The organism is Ruegeria sp. K7, from assembly GCF_056531785.1.
The window spans coordinates 254378-272342 of the sequence record NZ_JBQFMJ010000004.1 but is presented as its reverse complement, the minus strand read 5'-3'; the positions used below and the strand labels follow the sequence as shown (position 1 = coordinate 272342).

19 protein-coding genes are annotated in these 17965 nt (G+C 59.1%); 8 read left to right on the top strand and 11 right to left on the bottom strand.

From position 1 onward, the window contains the following. Positions 1–73: 73 nt before the first annotated feature. The 3 genes from ACR0FE_RS10200 to ACR0FE_RS10190 form a co-directional block, all read right to left on the bottom strand. The gene (locus ACR0FE_RS10200) at positions 74–1285 is read right to left on the bottom strand and encodes a flagellin N-terminal helical domain-containing protein (RefSeq protein WP_480912689.1); all 1212 of its coding nucleotides are present in this window, start codon (positions 1283–1285) and stop codon (positions 74–76) included. Between the two features lie 210 nt (positions 1286–1495). Then, a complete protein-coding gene (locus ACR0FE_RS10195) occupies positions 1496–1855 on the bottom strand; it encodes a flagellar biosynthesis protein FlgN (RefSeq protein WP_480912688.1) in 360 nt (119 codons plus the stop codon). Further along, positions 1845–2120: a rod-binding protein gene (locus tag ACR0FE_RS10190; protein WP_170614182.1), complete on the bottom strand. Its 276-nt coding sequence runs from the start codon at positions 2118–2120 to the stop codon at positions 1845–1847. The genes ACR0FE_RS10195 and ACR0FE_RS10190 overlap by 11 nt, the downstream gene beginning before the upstream one ends. A gap of 112 nt (positions 2121–2232) precedes the next feature. Between ACR0FE_RS10190 and ACR0FE_RS10185 the strand changes: the two genes are divergently transcribed. The 3 genes from ACR0FE_RS10185 to ACR0FE_RS10175 are packed head-to-tail and all read left to right on the top strand — an operon-like array spanning position 2233 to position 5047. After that, entirely contained in the window at positions 2233–3456 is a 1224-nt protein-coding gene (locus ACR0FE_RS10185; protein ID WP_480912687.1) for a flagellar hook-length control protein FliK, read from the top strand. 3 nt (positions 3457–3459) lie between these two features. Then, positions 3460–4125, top strand: coding sequence for a flagellar hook capping FlgD N-terminal domain-containing protein (locus ACR0FE_RS10180; RefSeq protein WP_480912686.1), 666 nt, complete (start codon positions 3460–3462; stop codon positions 4123–4125). Continuing rightward, positions 4097–5047, top strand: a complete 951-nt coding sequence (locus tag ACR0FE_RS10175; RefSeq protein ID WP_170614184.1) for an aminoglycoside phosphotransferase family protein — start codon at positions 4097–4099, stop codon at positions 5045–5047. The genes ACR0FE_RS10180 and ACR0FE_RS10175 overlap by 29 nt, the downstream gene beginning before the upstream one ends. A gap of 7 nt (positions 5048–5054) precedes the next feature. On the opposite strand, the gene ACR0FE_RS10170 is transcribed toward ACR0FE_RS10175, so the two are convergent. From ACR0FE_RS10170 to ACR0FE_RS10150, 5 genes are all read right to left on the bottom strand, one after another. Beyond that, positions 5055–6356 (bottom strand): NAD(P)/FAD-dependent oxidoreductase, encoded by a 1302-nt coding sequence (locus tag ACR0FE_RS10170; RefSeq protein ID WP_480912685.1) that lies wholly within the window; start codon positions 6354–6356, stop codon positions 5055–5057. After that, complete coding sequence (locus tag ACR0FE_RS10165) at positions 6353–7171, bottom strand: ABC transporter permease (protein WP_170614186.1); 819 nt, start codon at positions 7169–7171, stop codon at positions 6353–6355. Before ACR0FE_RS10165 ends, ACR0FE_RS10170 begins: the two co-directional genes overlap by 4 nt. Beyond that, positions 7168–8058: an ABC transporter permease subunit gene (locus tag ACR0FE_RS10160; protein ID WP_480912684.1), complete on the bottom strand. Its 891-nt coding sequence runs from the start codon at positions 8056–8058 to the stop codon at positions 7168–7170. The genes ACR0FE_RS10165 and ACR0FE_RS10160 overlap by 4 nt, the downstream gene beginning before the upstream one ends. Then, on the bottom strand, positions 8058–9185 hold the full coding sequence (locus ACR0FE_RS10155) for an ABC transporter ATP-binding protein (RefSeq protein ID WP_170614188.1): 1128 nt from the start codon (positions 9183–9185) through the stop codon (positions 8058–8060). Before ACR0FE_RS10155 ends, ACR0FE_RS10160 begins: the two co-directional genes overlap by 1 nt. Before the next feature lie 70 nt (positions 9186–9255). After that, entirely contained in the window at positions 9256–10341 is a 1086-nt protein-coding gene (locus ACR0FE_RS10150) for a polyamine ABC transporter substrate-binding protein (protein WP_480912683.1), read from the bottom strand. 139 nt (positions 10342–10480) lie between these two features. On the opposite strand from ACR0FE_RS10150, the gene ACR0FE_RS10145 reads away from it, so the two are divergent. The 3 genes from ACR0FE_RS10145 (at position 10481) to ACR0FE_RS10135 (ending at position 13181) form a co-directional block, all read left to right on the top strand. After that, positions 10481–11164, top strand: a complete 684-nt coding sequence (locus ACR0FE_RS10145; RefSeq protein ID WP_170614190.1) for a GntR family transcriptional regulator — start codon at positions 10481–10483, stop codon at positions 11162–11164. 75 nt (positions 11165–11239) lie between these two features. Next, complete coding sequence (locus tag ACR0FE_RS10140) at positions 11240–12637, top strand: aspartate aminotransferase family protein (RefSeq protein WP_480912682.1); 1398 nt, start codon at positions 11240–11242, stop codon at positions 12635–12637. Between the two features lie 181 nt (positions 12638–12818). Beyond that, a complete protein-coding gene (locus ACR0FE_RS10135) occupies positions 12819–13181 on the top strand; it encodes an MmcQ/YjbR family DNA-binding protein (RefSeq protein ID WP_170614447.1) in 363 nt (120 codons plus the stop codon). Between the two features lie 21 nt (positions 13182–13202). Here ACR0FE_RS10135 and ACR0FE_RS10130 read toward each other — a convergent pair whose 3' ends face one another. Next, the gene (locus ACR0FE_RS10130; protein WP_480912681.1) at positions 13203–13631 is read right to left on the bottom strand and encodes a hypothetical protein; all 429 of its coding nucleotides are present in this window, start codon (positions 13629–13631) and stop codon (positions 13203–13205) included. 41 nt (positions 13632–13672) lie between these two features. Further along, complete coding sequence (locus ACR0FE_RS10125) at positions 13673–14380, bottom strand: ORF6N domain-containing protein (RefSeq protein WP_480912680.1); 708 nt, start codon at positions 14378–14380, stop codon at positions 13673–13675. Positions 14381–14604: 224 nt separating this feature from the next. Between ACR0FE_RS10125 and ACR0FE_RS10120 the strand changes: the two genes are divergently transcribed. After that, entirely contained in the window at positions 14605–14895 is a 291-nt protein-coding gene (locus ACR0FE_RS10120; protein ID WP_170614193.1) for a hypothetical protein, read from the top strand. 266 nt (positions 14896–15161) lie between these two features. Further along, positions 15162–15710, top strand: coding sequence for an NYN domain-containing protein (locus ACR0FE_RS10115; protein ID WP_170614194.1), 549 nt, complete (start codon positions 15162–15164; stop codon positions 15708–15710). A gap of 4 nt (positions 15711–15714) precedes the next feature. Here ACR0FE_RS10115 and uvrB read toward each other — a convergent pair whose 3' ends face one another. Beyond that, positions 15715–17901 (bottom strand): excinuclease ABC subunit UvrB, encoded by a 2187-nt coding sequence (gene uvrB / locus ACR0FE_RS10110; RefSeq protein ID WP_480912679.1) that lies wholly within the window; start codon positions 17899–17901, stop codon positions 15715–15717. Positions 17902–17965 lie beyond the last annotated feature (64 nt).

Sequence of the window (17965 nt, the reverse complement as noted above, 5' to 3'; positions counted from 1 at the left end):
AATCCTTCCAGCAGGTCGTCTTCAGGCTGTCTTTGCCGGGGCGGATCGGGCCCGCCCCGACAAGGTTTGGATATTACCGGAACAGCGACAGGATCGACTGCGGTGCCTGGTTGGCGATCGAAAGCGACTGGGTGGCCAACTGCTGCTGTACCTGCAGCGCCTGCAGGCGCGCCGAGGTCTCTTCCATGTCGGCGTCGACCAGCGAGCCGATCCCAGATTTGAACGAGTCCGCAAGGTTCGAAAAGAACGCTTTTTGGGTTTCGATTCGACCCTGCGATGAGCCAAATGCCGCAGATGCGTCAATCGAAGTGTCGATCAGCGATTCGACTGCTGCCAGGGCGGCGGTCGCTCCTGCTCCGGTGGAGACATCGATCCCCGCCAGCGCGCCCAGGCCGCCGGATCCGGCGTTCACGTACTGGGCCGAGAACGAGATATCCTCGCCGGTGCCATTGGTCACGGACAGTGTCCCCGCAGTGCCTGAATCGTAATCGACGGTCAGGCCGGTAATGCCCAATTCCTCAATCTTTGCTTTCAGGCCTACGGCGACCAGATCGCCGGTAGTGGTCGCAGCGGCATCCGCTGCCGACACCGTGTAGGATACAATCTGATCGTCAATCGCGACGACAACCTTGTCACCGGCGGCGAAGGCGCCGCTGGATTCATCCGTCACCAGGGCGGTGGCGGACGTGGCGCCATTGTCAATTGTGGCCCCCACGCGGTCGTTGCCGGTCGACGCGCCGGTCGAGCCATCGAACACCTGCGCCGCCACATAGCCGCCCGTTGAAAGGTTCTGGCCTGCAACCGTGATGGACGACGCCGTTACCGCACCGGTATTGTCGCGATCCAGAGAGGCCAGGATTGACGCCGACCCGGCTGATCCGTTCACCAGATTCAGGCCGTTGAACTGGGCCGCGCTGACCACAGACGCGATCTGGTCCTTCAATGCGGTCACGTCGTCATTGATCTTGCTGCGATCAACGTTGTCTTCCTGCGCGGCAACGATCTTGGCCTTCATTTGGGTCAGCAGATCCGTCACCGTCTCGGACGCATTGCGCGCCACGGCGACCGTCGATTCACCCAGTGCGAGGCTGTCCTTGATGGCGTTGAACCCCTTGACGTCCGACTCCATCACCTTGGAAATTGCCCAGACGGCAGAGTTGTCCTTGGCAGTCGCAACGTCTTTGCCTGTCGAGATCGCGTTCTGGGTCTGTGCTAGGTTCTTGTTGACCGACTTCAAGGTTTGCAGCGCCACCATTGCGCCGTTGTTTGTCAGAATACTGGACATGTCATTCATCCTTCTCCGTTCGGGCATTTCGGGCCCATGCTGTCCCGCCAAATTGGGCGGGCTTTGATGTCTTTCTGACGGATGCGATGCGCCGTTCGGTCGTTCGCGCCACCTGCTGTTTCCAGATGCAGGCTCACTATTGGTGCCGATCCCCTAACGGAGTGCTAAAGCGAAATGCCGCTAAAATTCCGATTTGAATCAAACCTGCGGCTATGCCCGTTTTTCCAGCTTTGCACTGCGCCGAACGGAAAAGCCGCTGCGTTGCCCGTCTGCCCCATAGGCGCTGAACTCCTGCTGAACACGGCGCAGCTCGGCGATGCGGTCAGCCACCGACCGGATACATTCGGCCGCGCTTTTCAGCAGATCCTGATTCCGCGAAACCTTGCCTTGAACCCGCATCAGTTCATCCCGGCGAAATACCTGCAGGTCATTGATCGCGTTAATCAGTTTCTCTTTCTCGGGCTCCAGATGCGCCACGCGATTCAGATCACCTTCGGTAAGCGCGTTGCGCTCAAGCTCCAGGACGTTTTCCAGTGATTTCAGCAGGTCAACGTTTCGTTCAGTCGGCATCGGTGTTCTCCATCATGGCTTTCAACAGGATCTCGGAAAGGCCCACACCGCCCGACAGGGCCAGTTGCTTTGCCTGATGTTGGACCAGAAAGGTCGAAAACTGATCTTCCCCTGCTCCGCCACCAAAGGTCTTTCGTGTTTCGCCCAACCCGGCGGATTTCAACATCTCGGCCAGAAACGTGGCCTCGAGCTCGACCGCGGCGGCCTGCAACCTGGTCAGAGGCGAAGACGGCTGAGGTGAGGCGGAAGGGGCGGCGATCTTCATGGCTTTCTCCGAAAATTCGATCGAACTTTCCTGATCAAAGGGGAAAGCGGTTAAAATAAACCTAACTTCCGCAAGGCAGGTTTCCGGATACGCAAACGGAGCCCGGAGCAAAATGCCCAACCCGATTCTGATGTCCACCCCGTCAAAACCTGTGCCCGCCAAAGCGAACGCGAACCCGCACCCGCGTGGTGACGTCAAAAAGGAGGCGACCTTCCAGGACATTCTGGAAGGGGAGATCGACACGACCGAGACCGGGGTTGATCCCGAAGCCCCTGAGGTGACTGACGCGGTGCCAGAGCTCGAAAATCAATTGCCGAGGGAACAGGCCGAACCGCAAGCGACGCCGGAACAGCCCGCTCGCCCGGCACCTTCGGATGTGCTGGCGGCCGACGCTCCAGAAGTTGGTGGGGGACCGGATGACTGGACGGGGATTTCCGTGCCGCCGGACGGGGGGACAGACTTCAACGCATCAGTAGAACCTCGGGCGGAAACCGCTCAGGCTTTGAGTCACCCCGTGCAGAGGGTGGAAATGGCTGATCAGGTCGGGCGCAAACCGTCATACTCTCCCATGCCCGCAAACCCTGAAGCTGCGCCGATCCAAGCGGCTATGTCTTCCCTGATAGACAAGCACGTGGTGGTGACTACCACTACCGGGTCTGAACCGAAACAGCAGGGGGTCAGTGCCAACCTTGCGGAGATACCTCAGGGGGATAGTTCGGTCGCTTCAGAATTCAGGCCCGCACCCGCCCGTACCAACGGCGCGGCAGCTGCACCGGGCTTTGCTCAGATGCAATTGCTCGCGTCAGCCAAATCGGATTCCAAGACCGAGCAGTCAGCGGTTCAGGAACTCGACATTTCACAATCGCCGGGTGACACCCGTTCACCTGTCGCGACGCGCGAAGCATCACTTATGAGCAGTCCACCGCCCACGCCCCGCGCAGATATCGCGCGAGCCATCGCAGGACAGATGGCCGCCGTCCTCTCGTCAAGGCCCGGCACCGGAGCCGTTGAGGTCGCCCTGAACCCAGAAGAATTGGGACGGGTCTTGATTGTGTTGAACGGACGCGAGGACGGTTTGCACATGAGCATTACCGCTGAGCGTCCGGAAACGCTGGACCTGATGCGCCGGCATATCTCGGTTCTGGAAAGCGAGTTTCAGAAACTCGGTTTTGGGGGGCTGTCCTTCGAGTTCGGTACATCCCCCGATGCAGGACACGGCGGGTCGGACGCCCATCGCCCTGCAAGCGTGGACAACGGATTGGCCGAGGTCGACCAGATCCTTGACCCGTCCGTTCCAAAAACAGGCCCTTCAAGGGGCATCGACATAAGGCTTTGACGCATGATCACACCCGCCCAATCCGTCACGCAGTCTACGGCTCAGCCGCCTACTGCGGCAAAATCCCGGGCATCTGCCCTGACATCGGATTTTGAAACCTTCCTTTTGATGCTGACAGCACAGGCCCGCAATCAGGATCCTTTGGAACCCCTGGATTCGTCCGAATACGCATCCCAGCTGGCGCAGTTTTCAATGGTTGAGCAACAGGTCCAGACCAATGATTTGCTGACCAGCCTTGCCAAGGCGATGACAGGAGCCAATCCCGAGCAACTTGCCAACTGGGTCGGAATGGACGTCCGGTCTGCTTCGGCGTTTCAGTTCGATGGCCAGCCTGTCACCCTGTTTGTCGAACCGGAGCCGGCTGCAGACCAAACCTTGCTGGTCATCCAGAATGCCGAAGGCGCTGTTCTGCAGCGGAAAACTCTGCCCGTTACCGAAACCGAACTGGACTGGGCCGGGGTGGAACCGTCCGGCAATCCTCTGCCTTCGGGCAGCTATTCCGCTACACTGGAAAGCTACAAAAGCGGCGAGTTGATATCGCGCAAGCTGGCCTCGGCCTACACGCGCGTTGTCGAGGCTCAGGTCGCGGAAGGAACGGTTCTTTTGATTCTGGAAAGCGGTGCGGCGGTTCCCGCCGGCGATGTCACCGGTATCCGAACCGGCGCTTGATCTGCCGGGCCGTACAGGCCAAAGGTTGGCAAAGCCCGACTCGTTATTAATCCCGGTAAAGCCCCTGTCCCGTCCGCTTCTTCCTCCGACCGACCTTGTCGATCACCTCTGCCGTCAGAAGCTGATCGCGACCGATGCACAGTTTGAGACGCTTTATGGTGGTCGCACCAATCAGGTGTGGAAGGTGCTGGGCGAGGAGTACGACAGGGTGCTTAAGCTATATCGCACGGCACTACGAAACCCTCTGTTCCGCAACGACGCGGGTCTGGAAGCCGGTTGTCTGCAAGCGCTGGCGCATACCGGGTTCGTACCGCGCCTGCGTGGTTCGGGGCAGTACGGAATGGATCGATGGGTTTTTTATGACCACGCCCCCGGATCGCCCTGGCAATCCGGGCCGGAAGAGGTCGCGTCGCTGCTGAACAGGCTGCATTCCCTGCCTCCGGCGGTCGAGGCCCCGGACGGTTGCAACGGCAGCGCCGATCTGGCCCGTCATGGCCAGCAAATCCTTGAAGCCTGCACGTCCGCAGACCGGTCCCGGCTTGAGGGTTTGAAGCCGGTCGGGCAGGTCGCTGCTTTGCCCCATCGCTGCCTGATCCACGGGGACCCGGTTCCGGGCAATATCCTTGTTGCATCATCGGGCTTGACCCTGATCGACTGGCAATGCCCGGCTTTGGGGGATCCGTGCGAAGACCTTGCCCTGTTTCTGTCGCCCGCAATGCAGGTTCTGTATCGCGGAGCAGCTTTGACGCGGGATGAAGAAGACCGGTTCCTGTCAGCCTACCAAAACGCAGCGGTTACGGATCGGTACCGGAGCCTGCGCCGCTGGTACACGTGGCGCACGGCGGCCTATTGCCTGTGGCGCAAGGAAAATGGCGCACCGGATTACGCAAAAGGGTTCGAACTGGAACTGGCGGCGCTTTGATCCGTGCTCAGAGATCGTCCAGCGCGAGCAGCGCATAGGCGGGGGGCATCAGGGCACGCCGCCAGGGCCCTAGTGGGAAACGACGCGGCAAGCGGGTCATTGGCGGCGGAAGATCGTCAGGCTGTCCCAGGACAAGCCGGGCCAAGGCGCGGCCGCAATAGGTCCCCATGGCGACCCCGTTGCCATGGTAGGCAAAGCCGGCGAACATCCCGGTCTGCCCGGGAACAGCCCCGACAAATGGAACCAGATCGCGGGCCAGGCACACCATTCCGGACCATGTGTGCGTTACGTCCACATCGGCCCAGCCCGGGAACATGCGCCTGAAATCCTGTTTCACTTTCCGGCGAATGGCCGCCTCGGCGCGGGCCGAGGACAGCAACCCGCCGCGCATTCCGAACAAAAACCGCCGGTCGGGCATCAGCCGGAAATAGTGCAACAGGTTCCGGCTATCGTATGACATCTGATCCGTGGTCCAGCCCTGCGCCTGCAATTCGGCTTCGGACATGGGCCGGGTGACCAGAACCGTCGACTGGGCGGGCATGTACCGGCCCGCCATCCAAGGCGGGATATTTTCACTGGAATAGCCGTTGGTGCAGATCAGCACGTTATCCGCACGCAAGTTGCCGTTCGGTGTTTTGAGTTCGAAGCCGCCGCGGGTCTTTTCTATGCTTGAAACCGGACTGGACTGAAAGAACTGTGCACCGGACGATCCGGCGGCTGCTGCCAGACCGAACAGGTATTTCCGGGGATTCAGGGCAAAACCAACGGGAGTTGTGTAACCGCCGTAAAACGGACCGCCGAACCCCAAGTGCAACAATTCTTCCCGCTCGTGCAAGACACCGGACGCGTCCGCCTTTTTGCGCAGTGCATCCATCGCGCGTTTTGAATGGGCAAGTTGTGTCTCACCGCCCGAATGGGTATCGGCATCAATGCCGTGGGCCGAGAGCAGGTCGGCAACAAGCGCCACGGCGTCCTGTTCGGCCTGTTCATAACGCTTGGCTGCGGATTCCCCGAAACGGCGGGCCAATCCGGTGTGGCTCAGTTTCGATCCCCCCAGACAGCAGAACCCACCATTGCGCCCCGAGGCGCCCCAACCGGGCGTTGCCGCTTCGAGCACGGCGACCGAAACGCCGTTCCGGGCCAGGTGCAAGGCGGCGGAAACGCCTGTGAAGCCGCCCCCAATGATGGCGACGTCAACCTGCGACCCGCCAGGAAACGTGGGCCAGTCCGGTGCTGCGATGGTTTCGTCCCACCAGCACCCCTGCCGGGGGGCGGGGCCGTAGGTATAATCAGGAAACAGGCGCTTCATTCAGTGCGCGCCGCCGCCGTCTCGTCCTGACGTTGCCGTACCATGGCCCGCTTTGTCACCAGTGACGCGGTGATTACCCCGACCGTCACCGCCGCAATCATGAGCGTGGACAGCGCATTGATCTCAGGGCTGACGCCCAGCCTGACGGCCGAGAATATCTTGATCGGCAAGGTCGTGGCCGACGGCCCCGAGGTGAAAGATGCGATCACCAGATCGTCCAGTGACAGGGTGAAAGCCAGCAGCCAGCCGGAGATAACCGCAGGTGCGATGATCGGCAACGTGACCAGCCGGAACGCCTGCGCCGGAGAGCAGCCCAGATCAAGCGCTGCCTCTTCCAGAGACTGATCGAACGTCACCAGCCGCGAGGAGACCACGACCGAAACGAAGCACATCGAAAAGGTTGTGTGGGCCAGAACGATGGTCAGGATGCCCCGGTCCAGACCGATGCCGATGAACAGCAGCAGCAGGGACAGGCCGGTGATCACTTCGGGCATGACCAGCGGCGCGTAGATCATGCCGGAGAACAGCGTACGGCCAAAGAACCGCCCGCCGCGCACCAGCACATAAGCCGCCGCCGTGCCCAGAATGGTGGCCAGCGTTGATGAGAACACCGCAACCCGGATCGTGACCCAGGCGGCATCCAGAAATGCTTCGTTCTGGACCAGTTCCCCATACCATTTGGTCGAGAACCCGGCCCAGACCGTGACCAGTTTGCTTTCGTTGAAGCTGAAGATGATCAGGATGATCATCGGAATGTAAAGGAAAGCGAAGCCCAGTGTCAGGGAAACCGCGTTGAACCAGCTTAGCCTGTTCATTTCTCGGCCTCCGTCTGTTTCTGCTGATTGCGCTGGAACAGCACGATCGGAATGATCAGGATCAGCAGCAGAACCACCGCCACGGCGCTTGCCACAGGCCAGTCGCGGTTCGAGAAGAACTCTTCCCACAACACCTTGCCGATCATCAGTGTCCCGGATCCGCCCAGAAGCGACGGGATCACGAACTCACCAATCACGGGGATCATCACAAGGAAGCATCCGGCGATGATGCCGGGCCGCGACAGCGGGATTGTCACCAGCCAGAACGCCTGCAGACGTGAACATCCCAGATCTTCGGCGGCTTCGATCAGCGATCCGTCCATCCGTTCCAGCGCCGAATAGACCGGCAGGATCATGAAGGGCAGATAGGTATAGACGATGCCGATATAGACCGCCGTGTTGGTGTTCAGGATGGTCAGCGGGGTCGAAATGATCCCGGTCCACAGCAGAAACTGGTTCAGATAGCCTTCGTTGCTCAGGATGCCCATCCAGGCGTAGACCCGGATCAGGAACGAGGTCCAGAACGGCAGGATCACCAGCATCATCAGCGTCGGGCGCCATTCCTCGGGCGCGCGGGCCATGCCGTAGGCAATGGGGTAGCCTACGATCAGCGTCAGAACGGTCGAGATCAGGGCGATTTTGACGCTGGACAGGTAAGCCTTCCAGTAAAGGTCATCCTCGGTCAGCCAGACGAAATTCTCCAGATCCAGTTCACTGAAGAAGGCCTTGATGCCGGCCCTCCCTTCGGACAGGTCCAGCGTCGGCGTATAGGGCGGGATGGCAAGGGCTGTGTCCGACAGCGAAATCTTCAGGACAATGAAGAATGGCACCATGAACAGCGCCAGCAGCCAGACATAGGGAAGTGCGATCAGCAGGGCCCGGCGCATCAGCGATCCAGCAGAACCGCGGCGGTCGCTGTCCAGGACAGCCAGACCGGGTCTTCCCATGTGAAGGATCGGCGCGAGATGCGGCGCGTATTGGCCGTTTGCGCCTTGATGATCGTGCCGTTCGGCAGTTCCACGTGATAGGTGGACAGATTGCCCAGATAGGCAATGTCATGCACCTTGCCCTGCACCGCGTTGATCGCGTCGGCGGGGCGTTCGGCCGAAATTGTCACTTTTTCGGGGCGGATCGCCAGATGACAGGTCTGACCGTTTGAAAATCCGCTTCTTGACTGTGCCGTCAGCGGTGCCTGCCCTTCGGCCCAGTCGATCTTGTACGTCTCTTCGCCATTTGCGGTCGCCCGGCCCTCGATGATGTTCACATCCCCGATGAAGTCTGCCACGTAGACCGAGTTTGGCGTCTCGTATATCCGGTCGGGGGTGGCCACCTGCTTGAGCTGCCCCTGATCCATGACGGCGACGCGGCTGGCGACGGTCATGGCTTCTTCCTGATCGTGTGTCACGATTACGAAAGTGGTGCCCGTCTTTTCCTGAATATCCATCAGTTCGAACTGCGTGTCCTGCCGCAGTTTCTTGTCCAGCGCGCCCAACGGCTCGTCCAGCAGCAACAGTTTGGGCGCTTTTGCCAGCGAGCGTGCAAGCGCGACCCGCTGCCGCTGACCACCCGAGATCTGATGCGGCTTGCGGCGGGCAAACTGCTCCAGCCGGGTCAGACGCAACATTTCTTCGACCCGGTTTTCTAGATCACGCTTTGGCATGTTGTCCCGACGCAGGCCAAAGGCGATGTTGTCCCAGATGCTCAGGTGAGGAAACAGGGCATAGGACTGGAACATCATGTTTACCGCCCTTTTGTTGGGCGGGATCGGATCGATGTCCTGACCGCCAAGCATGATGTGCCCTTCGGTCGGGGTTTCGAACCCCGCCAGCATCCGCATCATGGTGGTCTTGCCACATCCGGACGGCCCGAGCAGAGCAAAGAACTCCTTTTCGAAGATATCCAGAGACAGATTGTCGATGGCGGTAAAGGCCCCAAAACGTTTGGTCACGTTCTGAAACTGGATCAGCGGTTTCGCCTGTGGGTCATCCCATGGCGCAAAGACGTCAGAAGTCACTGTGGCCCCCGTGTTGCCGGACTGGAAACAGGCGCAGGGCAGCCAAGGCCGCCCTGCGCCGATAAATCGGTCAGGTGCCCGATTTGATCTTGGTCCAAAGACGAGTCACAACCCGCTGGGTCTTCGACGGATAGGGTGTCGTGATGTACAGGTTCTGCATCGTCGCCTCATCCGGATAGATCGCCGGATCACCGATCACGTCTTCCTCGAGGAACTCCTGCGACGCCTTGTTGCCGTTGGCGTAGTAGACATAGTTCGAGGCGGCGGCCATGTTGTTGGCATCCAGAATGAAGTTCAGGAACTTGTGCGCGCCTTCCGGGTTCGGAGCATCCGCAGGAACCGCCATCTGGTCGAACCACATCAGCGAACCTTCGGCAAATGGGTGGTATTCGATTTCCACACGGTTTTCGGCCTCGGCCGCGCGATCCCGCGCCTGCAGGATGTCGCCGGACCATCCAACGGCCACACAGATGTCACCGTTTGCCAGCGCGTTGATGTACTCGGAGCTGTGGAATTTCTGAATATACGGACGTACACCCATCAGAACTTCCTCGGTCTTGCCGATTACATCCTTGTCGTGGCTGTCCGGGTCCTCACCTATATACTGCAGCGCCATCGGGATGATTTCGGCAGGTGCATCCAGGAAGTGCACGCCGCATGAGGCCAGCTTCTCCATGTTCTCCGGCTTGAGAACCAGATCCATGCTGTTCAGGGCAACGTCCTCGCCCAGCACTTCTTTGACCTTGCCGACATTCACGCCGATACCTGTGGTGCCCCACATATAGTTGATCGAATAGGCATTGTCCGGGTCATACCCTGCGGTACGGTTCTGAATGACATCCCAAAGGTTGCCCGCGTTGGACAGCTTTGAAGTATCCAGCTTCTGGAACGCGCCGGCCTGGATCTGACGCTGAAGGAATGTGCCGGATGGCACCACCACATCATAGCCCGAGCCGCCCGCCAGCATTTTGGTTTCCAGAACCTCGTTGCTGTCGAACACGTCGTAGATCAGGGTCAGGCCCGTTTCTTCCTCGAACTTATTCAACAGTTCTTCGTCGATATAGTCTGACCAGTTGTAGACACGCACCTCTTCGGCAAATGCTGCCGAAGTCCCCAGTGCGACCACCGCTGTCAGTGTCAGCGTTTTGATGTTCATTTTCTTCTCCCTGCTTATTCACGCGTATTTTCACTTTTTTTGAGATTTGATCAAGTTTTGTGTTTTCTTGCAAGACCGACTAAGGTTCACCCCGAACCAAAAGCTGCTGGTTCTGATCCAGACAAACAGGGTGAAGCAATTGGATTTGATCAAAAATAAGCCATCCGGAACTTCGGCGGACAATGAAAAAAGTCCGGCACACGCGCAGGTCTACCACAGGCTGAAGTCGCAGATCCTGTTCGGTGAACTGGTCCCCGGTCAACCGGTGACGATCCAGGGTCTGACCGAATCTCTCGGTGTCGGCATGACCCCGGTGCGCGAGGCAATCCGCCGGCTGATCTCGGACGGTGCGCTGGTGTTTCAGGGCAACCGCCGTGTCAGTGTGCCTCTCTTGTCAAACGAGGATGTCGAGCAGGTGATATTCGCCAGAATATCAATAGAATCAGAGCTTTCCCGCCGTGCTGCGGCGCGTATTAACCCTGCGGACATTGATCGGCTGGAAGAGATCGATCAGCGGCTGGACCGCACCATCGCGGATGGTGATGTCAGTGGTTACCTGCGTCTGAACCATGAATTTCACGAGACGCTTTATTCACACGCAGACGCCCCGATTCTCAGCGATCTGGCCGAGCGTCTGTGGTTGCGATTCGGTCCGTCCCTGCGGGTTGTCTGCGGTCGGTTCGGCACACAGAGCCTGCCCGACCGGCACAAAGACATTATTGACGCGCTTCGCCGTGGGGATGCGGAAAGTGCCGGAAAGGCGGCCGCGCAGGACATCGAGCAAGGCATGGCACTGATGGCTGACACGCTGACTGACGCATAATGTGAAGTGATTCGATTGACAGCGTAGAATTTGATCATATTGTGTGACGCAACCATCGTTGCAGGGGATTCTCGGATGTCCATCATAACCAATCACATGCCCACCGCCGAACTTCAGGCCCTGGATGCGGCCCATCACATACACCCGTTTTCCGCAAACGGCTCACTCGGAAAGGAAGGGGCCCGCGTCATCACCCGCGCCAGCGGCGTTTACCTGACCGACAGCGAAGGCGAAGAGATTCTTGACGCCATGGCCGGACTGTGGTGCGTCAATATCGGCTATGGCCGTGATGAACTGGCCGACGTGGCCGCGCGTCAGATGCGTGAACTGCCCTATTACAACACCTTCTTCAAAACGACCCACGTGCCCGCCATTGCACTGGCCGCCAAGATCGCCGAACTGGCCCCGGGCGACCTGAACCACGTCTTCTTCGCCGCCGGCGGGTCCGAGGCCAACGACACCAATATCCGCCTCGTGCGGACCTATTGGGCCGAAAAAGGCCAGCCCGACAAGAACATCATAATCAGCCGCCACAACGCCTATCACGGCTCGTCTGTGGGTTCGGCTTCGCTGGGCGGTATGGCAGGCATGCATGCGCAGGGCGGCATCCCGATCCCGAACATCCACCACATCAACCAACCCAACTGGTGGGCCGAAGGCGGCGACATGTCGCCGGAGGAGTTTGGCCTGGCCCGCGCGCGAGAGCTGGAAGAAGCCATTCAGGAACTGGGCGAAGACCGGGTCGCGGCCTTTATTGCCGAACCGGTTCAGGGTGCAGGCGGGGTCATCGTCGCGCCCGACACATACTGGCCCGAGATCCAGAGGATCTGCGACAAATACGATATCCTGCTCATCGCCGATGAGGTGATCTGCGGTTTTGGCAGAACCGGAAACTGGTTCGGATCGCAAACCGTTGGCATCAAACCGCATATCATGACCATCGCCAAGGGCCTCAGCTCGGGCTATGCGCCAATCGGCGGCTCGATTGTGAACGATGAGATTGCCGAGGTCATCGGCGGCACTGAATTCAACCACGGCTACACCTACTCTGGTCATCCGGTCGCCGCAGCCGTCGCGCTGGAAAACCTGCGTATCCTCGAAGAGGAAAAGATCGTCGAACATGTCCGCGATGTGGCCGCGCCTTATCTGAAGGAAAAGTGGGAGGCTCTGGCCGATCACCCATTGGTGGGTGAGGCGAAGATCGTCGGCATGATGGCATCGATCGCGCTGACCCCGGACAAGGCCAGCCGTGCCAAGTTCGCTTCCGAACCGGGCACGATCGGGTATATCTGCCGCGACCGCTGCTTTGCCAACAATTTGATTATGCGCCACGTGGGTGACCGCATGATCATTTCGCCGCCGCTGACCCTGACCCCGACGGACATCGATGAGATGTTCGTGCGCATCTACAAGTCACTGGATGAGGCGCAGGCCGAGATCATCAAGCAGGGGCTGATGAAGGCGGCATCCTGACGCCATTGCGCCGCGCCGCGTGATTGGGCCCCGAAATCCTGACAGGATTTCGGGGTCGTTTTCTTTCAGGAAAGCTGAGAATTTCGGGCATGCCTAAACCAGAGCGGCCGGTCAGGGTTATTTCAAAATTAACACGCGCCGCATATTGCCACGTCTCACCCGGACCGGCACTGTCATCGGGATGACCCGCGATGAATTCAACACCTTCTGCGCCTCGCTCACAGCCACCAGACATGTGGTGCAGTGGGGCAACGCGGATGTGTGGAAAGTGGGCGGCAAGGTGTTTGCGATCTGCGGCTGGAACGAAGGGCGCGATGCGTTCACCTTCAAGGCTACCGATCTGGCTTTCGAGGTGCTGGGCGACGAACCCGGCATCCGCCCCGCGCCCTATTTGGCGTCGCGCGGGATGAAATGGCTGCAGGTCTATGAGCCGCGCGGGATGAGCGATGCCTCGCTGCGCGAGCATATCGTCACCTCATACGAAATGGTCGTGTCCAAGCTGACCAAGAAGGTAAGGGTGGAGTTGGGGCTGCAGGGTCGATGACCCATTCCGCCCGCCGACCGATCAGGACAGCTGAGCCCCAGCGCAGTCTCGAAAGATACGAACTTGCGGTGCCGCGCCGTCCAATGGAAACTCGGTCAGCTTGTCCTGCGTAAAGGCATAGGCGGTCTGATTGTATTCCAACCCATCCAGAACATTGCCAAACCCGGTATCCGTGACGGTCAGAGATTCGGCGTTTTCGGACAGAACATGGCGCGGTGTCGCGATTTCGATGGGGTTCGGGCCGTCAAAGCGCATGGCGAACCACGGCGCCTGCGTCCAACCCTCGGTCTTGCGGGTGATGGTCAGCGTATAAAGCGGTTGCGCCGGGTCATAGGTCAGAAAGATTTCGGCCGTGCTTGTGTCATGCGACAAGGTGCAAATCGACCCGACCGTGGCCTCCCATGCGGAGGCTGGCGTGGCTAGGATAAGAGACAAAAAAACAAAGCGCATCCTTTGGTAACTAGCCGCTGGCGGCGTTGAGGCAAGTGCGGCTATCCCTTCATCGCGTTCAGCAGGTCCAGCAACCGTTTCCGATCATCGTCATCCGCATAGTCACCGGTGGCCAGACGTTCCGCGATGCTCAGGCGCAAACGTTCCCGCTGGGTGCGTACCTCTTCGCCAGCGGTTTCGGCCAGCGTCTTCATGATCATCGCTACTGCCTGTTGCCGCTTGGTGGTGGGGTTGGCGATATAATCGACGAGGCTTTGCTGACCGGAATCTAGGATGTTTTCGGCCAGAGCCCTCAACTGATCGCCATTCGGCAGCAGCGGGGCGGGGGTGCCTTTGGGCGGCAGGATTTCCGGCGCGCTGCGCGGGGTTTCGGCCAAAGCGTTTGCGCCGTCGACAAAAGCCTCAGTAATCATCCGGGTGATCCTGATTGCGCGCGGGTCCTTGAACAGGGCCGAGGCGATGGCCACGCCGTAATCGGTATAGACCCACGGATTGACCCTCCGCCCGCCGCGGCCCTTGGGTTTTGAGATCACATTCTGTGATTGCAAATCGGCGACCTCGGCATCGGTCAGCTGAAAGCGGTAGCCCTCGAACAGGTCCTTGTTGCGCGACACGGCCTGATTGAAGGCGCTGACGGACTTTCCGTAGAACTGCGCCAGATCCTCGGCCAGCACGACGCGAGTGCCGCGCACCCGGTGAATGGCGCTTTGGACTTCATGCGTTGAGGGCAGAGCGTTTGGGCTCGTCATGGCAACCGTTTGGAATCACAATTTGTGATTTCAAACGTGAAGCAGCGGGCGCTGGGCTGCAACCTTGAAGTGTTAGCCGTCCGGATACGGTCAGGCGTATAGTTGAAAACGCCCACAAATCCCTCGTATCAATGCGAGATTTCGCGCTGTCGTGCTAGGGTGCGCCCGGCGAGGTCGCTCCGGCCCCGCTACATGGCAATTTCGCCAGACGAGGGAGGAAAGTGATGTTTGCGCGAATTACTCAATACAAAATGAAGCCCGGCACGCGGGAGGCGGCGACGGCGAAGATGAATGCGATGAAAGCGGAAATCATGGGGATGCCGGGGATGCATTGCTTTACCAATGTGATGAACGAGGATGGTTCGGGCTATGTGATCTCGGTCGTGGAAAGCGAGGCGACCTCGAACGCAAACGCGCCCAAAGTGGCCGAACTGTGGGGCCATTTCGCCGAATTCATGGAAGGCCCGCCCTCACCGGTGGGATACGATGTGATTGCGCATTGGGACAAGGGGTAAAGGTTTGGGCGGGGTTACCCGCCCTCATTTTCTAAGTCCTAGTGGGATGTGCAAGCGTTTCCCGCACCAACGCGGAGAACTGCGACGCGCGCACATCGCGCTGGGCGGTAATCTGGTAGCGCGCGGCGCTTTTGGCGGCATAACATTGATCGCTTGCTGAAGTGCTATAGTAAGACTTCTCAGCAACGAAGTCGGCCATTCTTTTGGCAGTGAGGCTGGAAAATCTCTATATTGCATAGCTTTATAAATTCACTATCAATCCTCGTATGATAGGATTACTGCTTCTCCTAATTGTTTCTATTTTTTTCGCATTTTTGTCGGTCGTGATCTTCGGCCCAATAATAACTTTGCCGCTGTTGGCTGGAGCGGTAGGAACCGTTCTCGCTGTTGTCCTGCTGGCCAGGCACTGGCATCGAAAACGAATAGAGTGGGTCGTTATCGATGGGTCGAACGTGCTTTATTGGGAAAACGATAAACCAGCTTTGCATTCGGTCAAATTAGTCATTGAAAAGTTGGTTTCGGACGGGTTTGAACCCATAGTCTGGTTTGATGCTAACATTGGTTATTTGGTTTCAGGCCGGTACATGAACCCCACTAACCTTTCCAAAGCTCTTCGATATCCAGCACGACGAATTTCAGTGGCCCCAAAAAGGACGCCTGCAGATCCTTTGTTGATCACCGACGCGGAACAATTGAATGCGCGCATAGTGACAAATGATCGTTTCAGAGATTGGGAAGAGCACTTCCCTCACATAACTCATCAAGACTTGTTTTTGCGAGGCCAGATCCGAAACAATCAAGTTCAATTCAAGTAGATTTCTACCGCTTCCTCCGCTTCACATTTCCGCCCCGCTGCCCCGGCCTGCCAGCCGTTGACCGTCCGCGTGATTTCACCGCGTCTTCTGAGGCTTTCTCGACCGCCCATTGGCGCGCCATTGGGTCGTCGGCGACGGCCAGATCGACTGCTTCCAGACGTTTGATCTCATCCCGGATGTTGGCGGCCTCTTCGAATTCCAGGTTCTCGGCGGCTTTGCGCATTTGCTCGCGCAGTCCGTCCAGATGGGCCTCGAGGTTCGCGCCGTGCATCGGTTTGTCGATGGTGGCGGTGACGCGGTTCATATCCACGTCGCCTTCGTAGAGACCGGCCAGAACGTCCTCGACATTCTTCTTCACCGTCTCCGGCGTGATGCCGTGTTCCTGATTATAGGCGAGCTGTTTGGCGCGACGGCGGTTGGTCTCGCCCAAGGCGCGCTCCATGGAACCGGTGATCTTGTCGGCATACATGATCACGCGGCCATCGGCGTTCCGCGCGGCGCGGCCGATGGTCTGGATCAGCGAGGTTTCCGAGCGCAGGAACCCCTCTTTGTCTGCATCCAGAATGGCGACCAGCCCGCATTCGGGGATGTCGAGCCCTTCGCGCAGCAGGTTGATGCCGACCAGTACGTCAAACGCCCCCAGTCGCAGGTCGCGAAGGATTTCGATGCGTTCCAGCGTGTCGATGTCCGAGTGCATGTAGCGGACCTTGATGCCCTGTTCATGCAGGTATTCGGTCAGATCCTCGGCCATGCGTTTGGTGAGCGTGGTGACCAGCGTGCGATAGCCATCAGCGGCCACTTTGCGCACCTCGTCCAGCAGATCGTCCACCTGCATGGAGACGGGACGGATTTCGACCTCGGGGTCCAGCAGGCCGGTGGGGCGGATCACCTGTTCGGTGAAGACGCCGCCGGTCTGTTCGATCTCCCACTTGGCCGGGGTGGCCGAGACAAAGACGGATTGCGGGCGCATGGCGTCCCATTCCTCGAACTTCAGCGGGCGGTTGTCCATGCACGATGGCAGGCGGAACCCGTGTTCGGCCAATGTGAACTTGCGCCGATAGTCGCCCCGGTACATGCCGCCGATCTGCGGGACCGAGACGTGGGATTCGTCGGCAAACACGATGGCATTGTCGGGGATAAACTCGAACAAGGTCGGGGGCGGTTCACCCGGTGCGCGGCCGGTCAGATAGCGCGAGTAGTTCTCGATCCCGTTGCAGACGCCGGTGGCCTCAAGCATCTCCAGATCGAAGTTGGTGCGTTGTTCCAGTCGCTGCGCCTCGAGCAGTTTGCCTTCGCCGACGAGTTGGTCCAGCCGGATGCGGAGTTCTTTCTTAATCCCAATAATCGCCTGCTGCATCGTCGGTTTCGGCGTCACGTAATGCGAGTTCGCATAGACGCGCACCTGTTCCATCGTCGCGGCGCGTTCACCGGTCAGGGGGTCGAATTCGGTGATCTGTTCCAGTTCCTCACCGAAGAACGAGAGCTTCCACGCGCGATCCTCAAGGTGGGCAGGCCAGATTTCCAGACTGTCACCGCGCACCCGGAACGAGCCGCGTTGAAACGCCTGATCGTTGCGCCGGTATTGCTGGGCCACCAGATCGGCCATCACCTGCCGTTGGTCGTATTCGTGGCCCACCTTCAGGTCCTGCGTCATTGCCCCATAGGTTTCGACCGAGCCGATACCGTAGATGCAGGAGACCGAGGCGACGATGATCACGTCATCGCGTTCCAGCAAGGCCCTGGTGGCCGAGTGGCGCATCCGGTCGATTTGTTCGTTGATCTGCGATTCTTTCTCAATATAGGTGTCCGACCGCGGCACATAGGCCTCGGGCTGGTAATAGTCGTAGTACGAAACGAAGTATTCAACCGAGTTATCGGGAAAGAACCCTTTGAACTCTCCATAAAGCTGCGCCGCCAGCGTCTTGTTCGGCGCAAGAATGATGGCAGGGCGTTGGGTTTCCTCGATGACCTTGGCCATGGTGAAGGTCTTGCCCGTCCCGGTCGCGCCCAACAACACCTGATCGCGTTCGCCGTCCAGAACACCCCCGGCCAGTTCCTTGATGGCCGTGGGTTGGTCACCCGCCGGCGCAAACTCGGTGTGCATGACAAACTGCTTGCCGCCCTCGAGTTTCAGGCGCGCGCGCACGTCCTCTGCGGTCAGTTGGGTCTTGTCGGAATGGGCATAGGGCATAGGCAGGCTCCGGGTCAGACCCCTACATTTGTTCTTATTTTGTCCAACTGCAAGGGCTGATCCG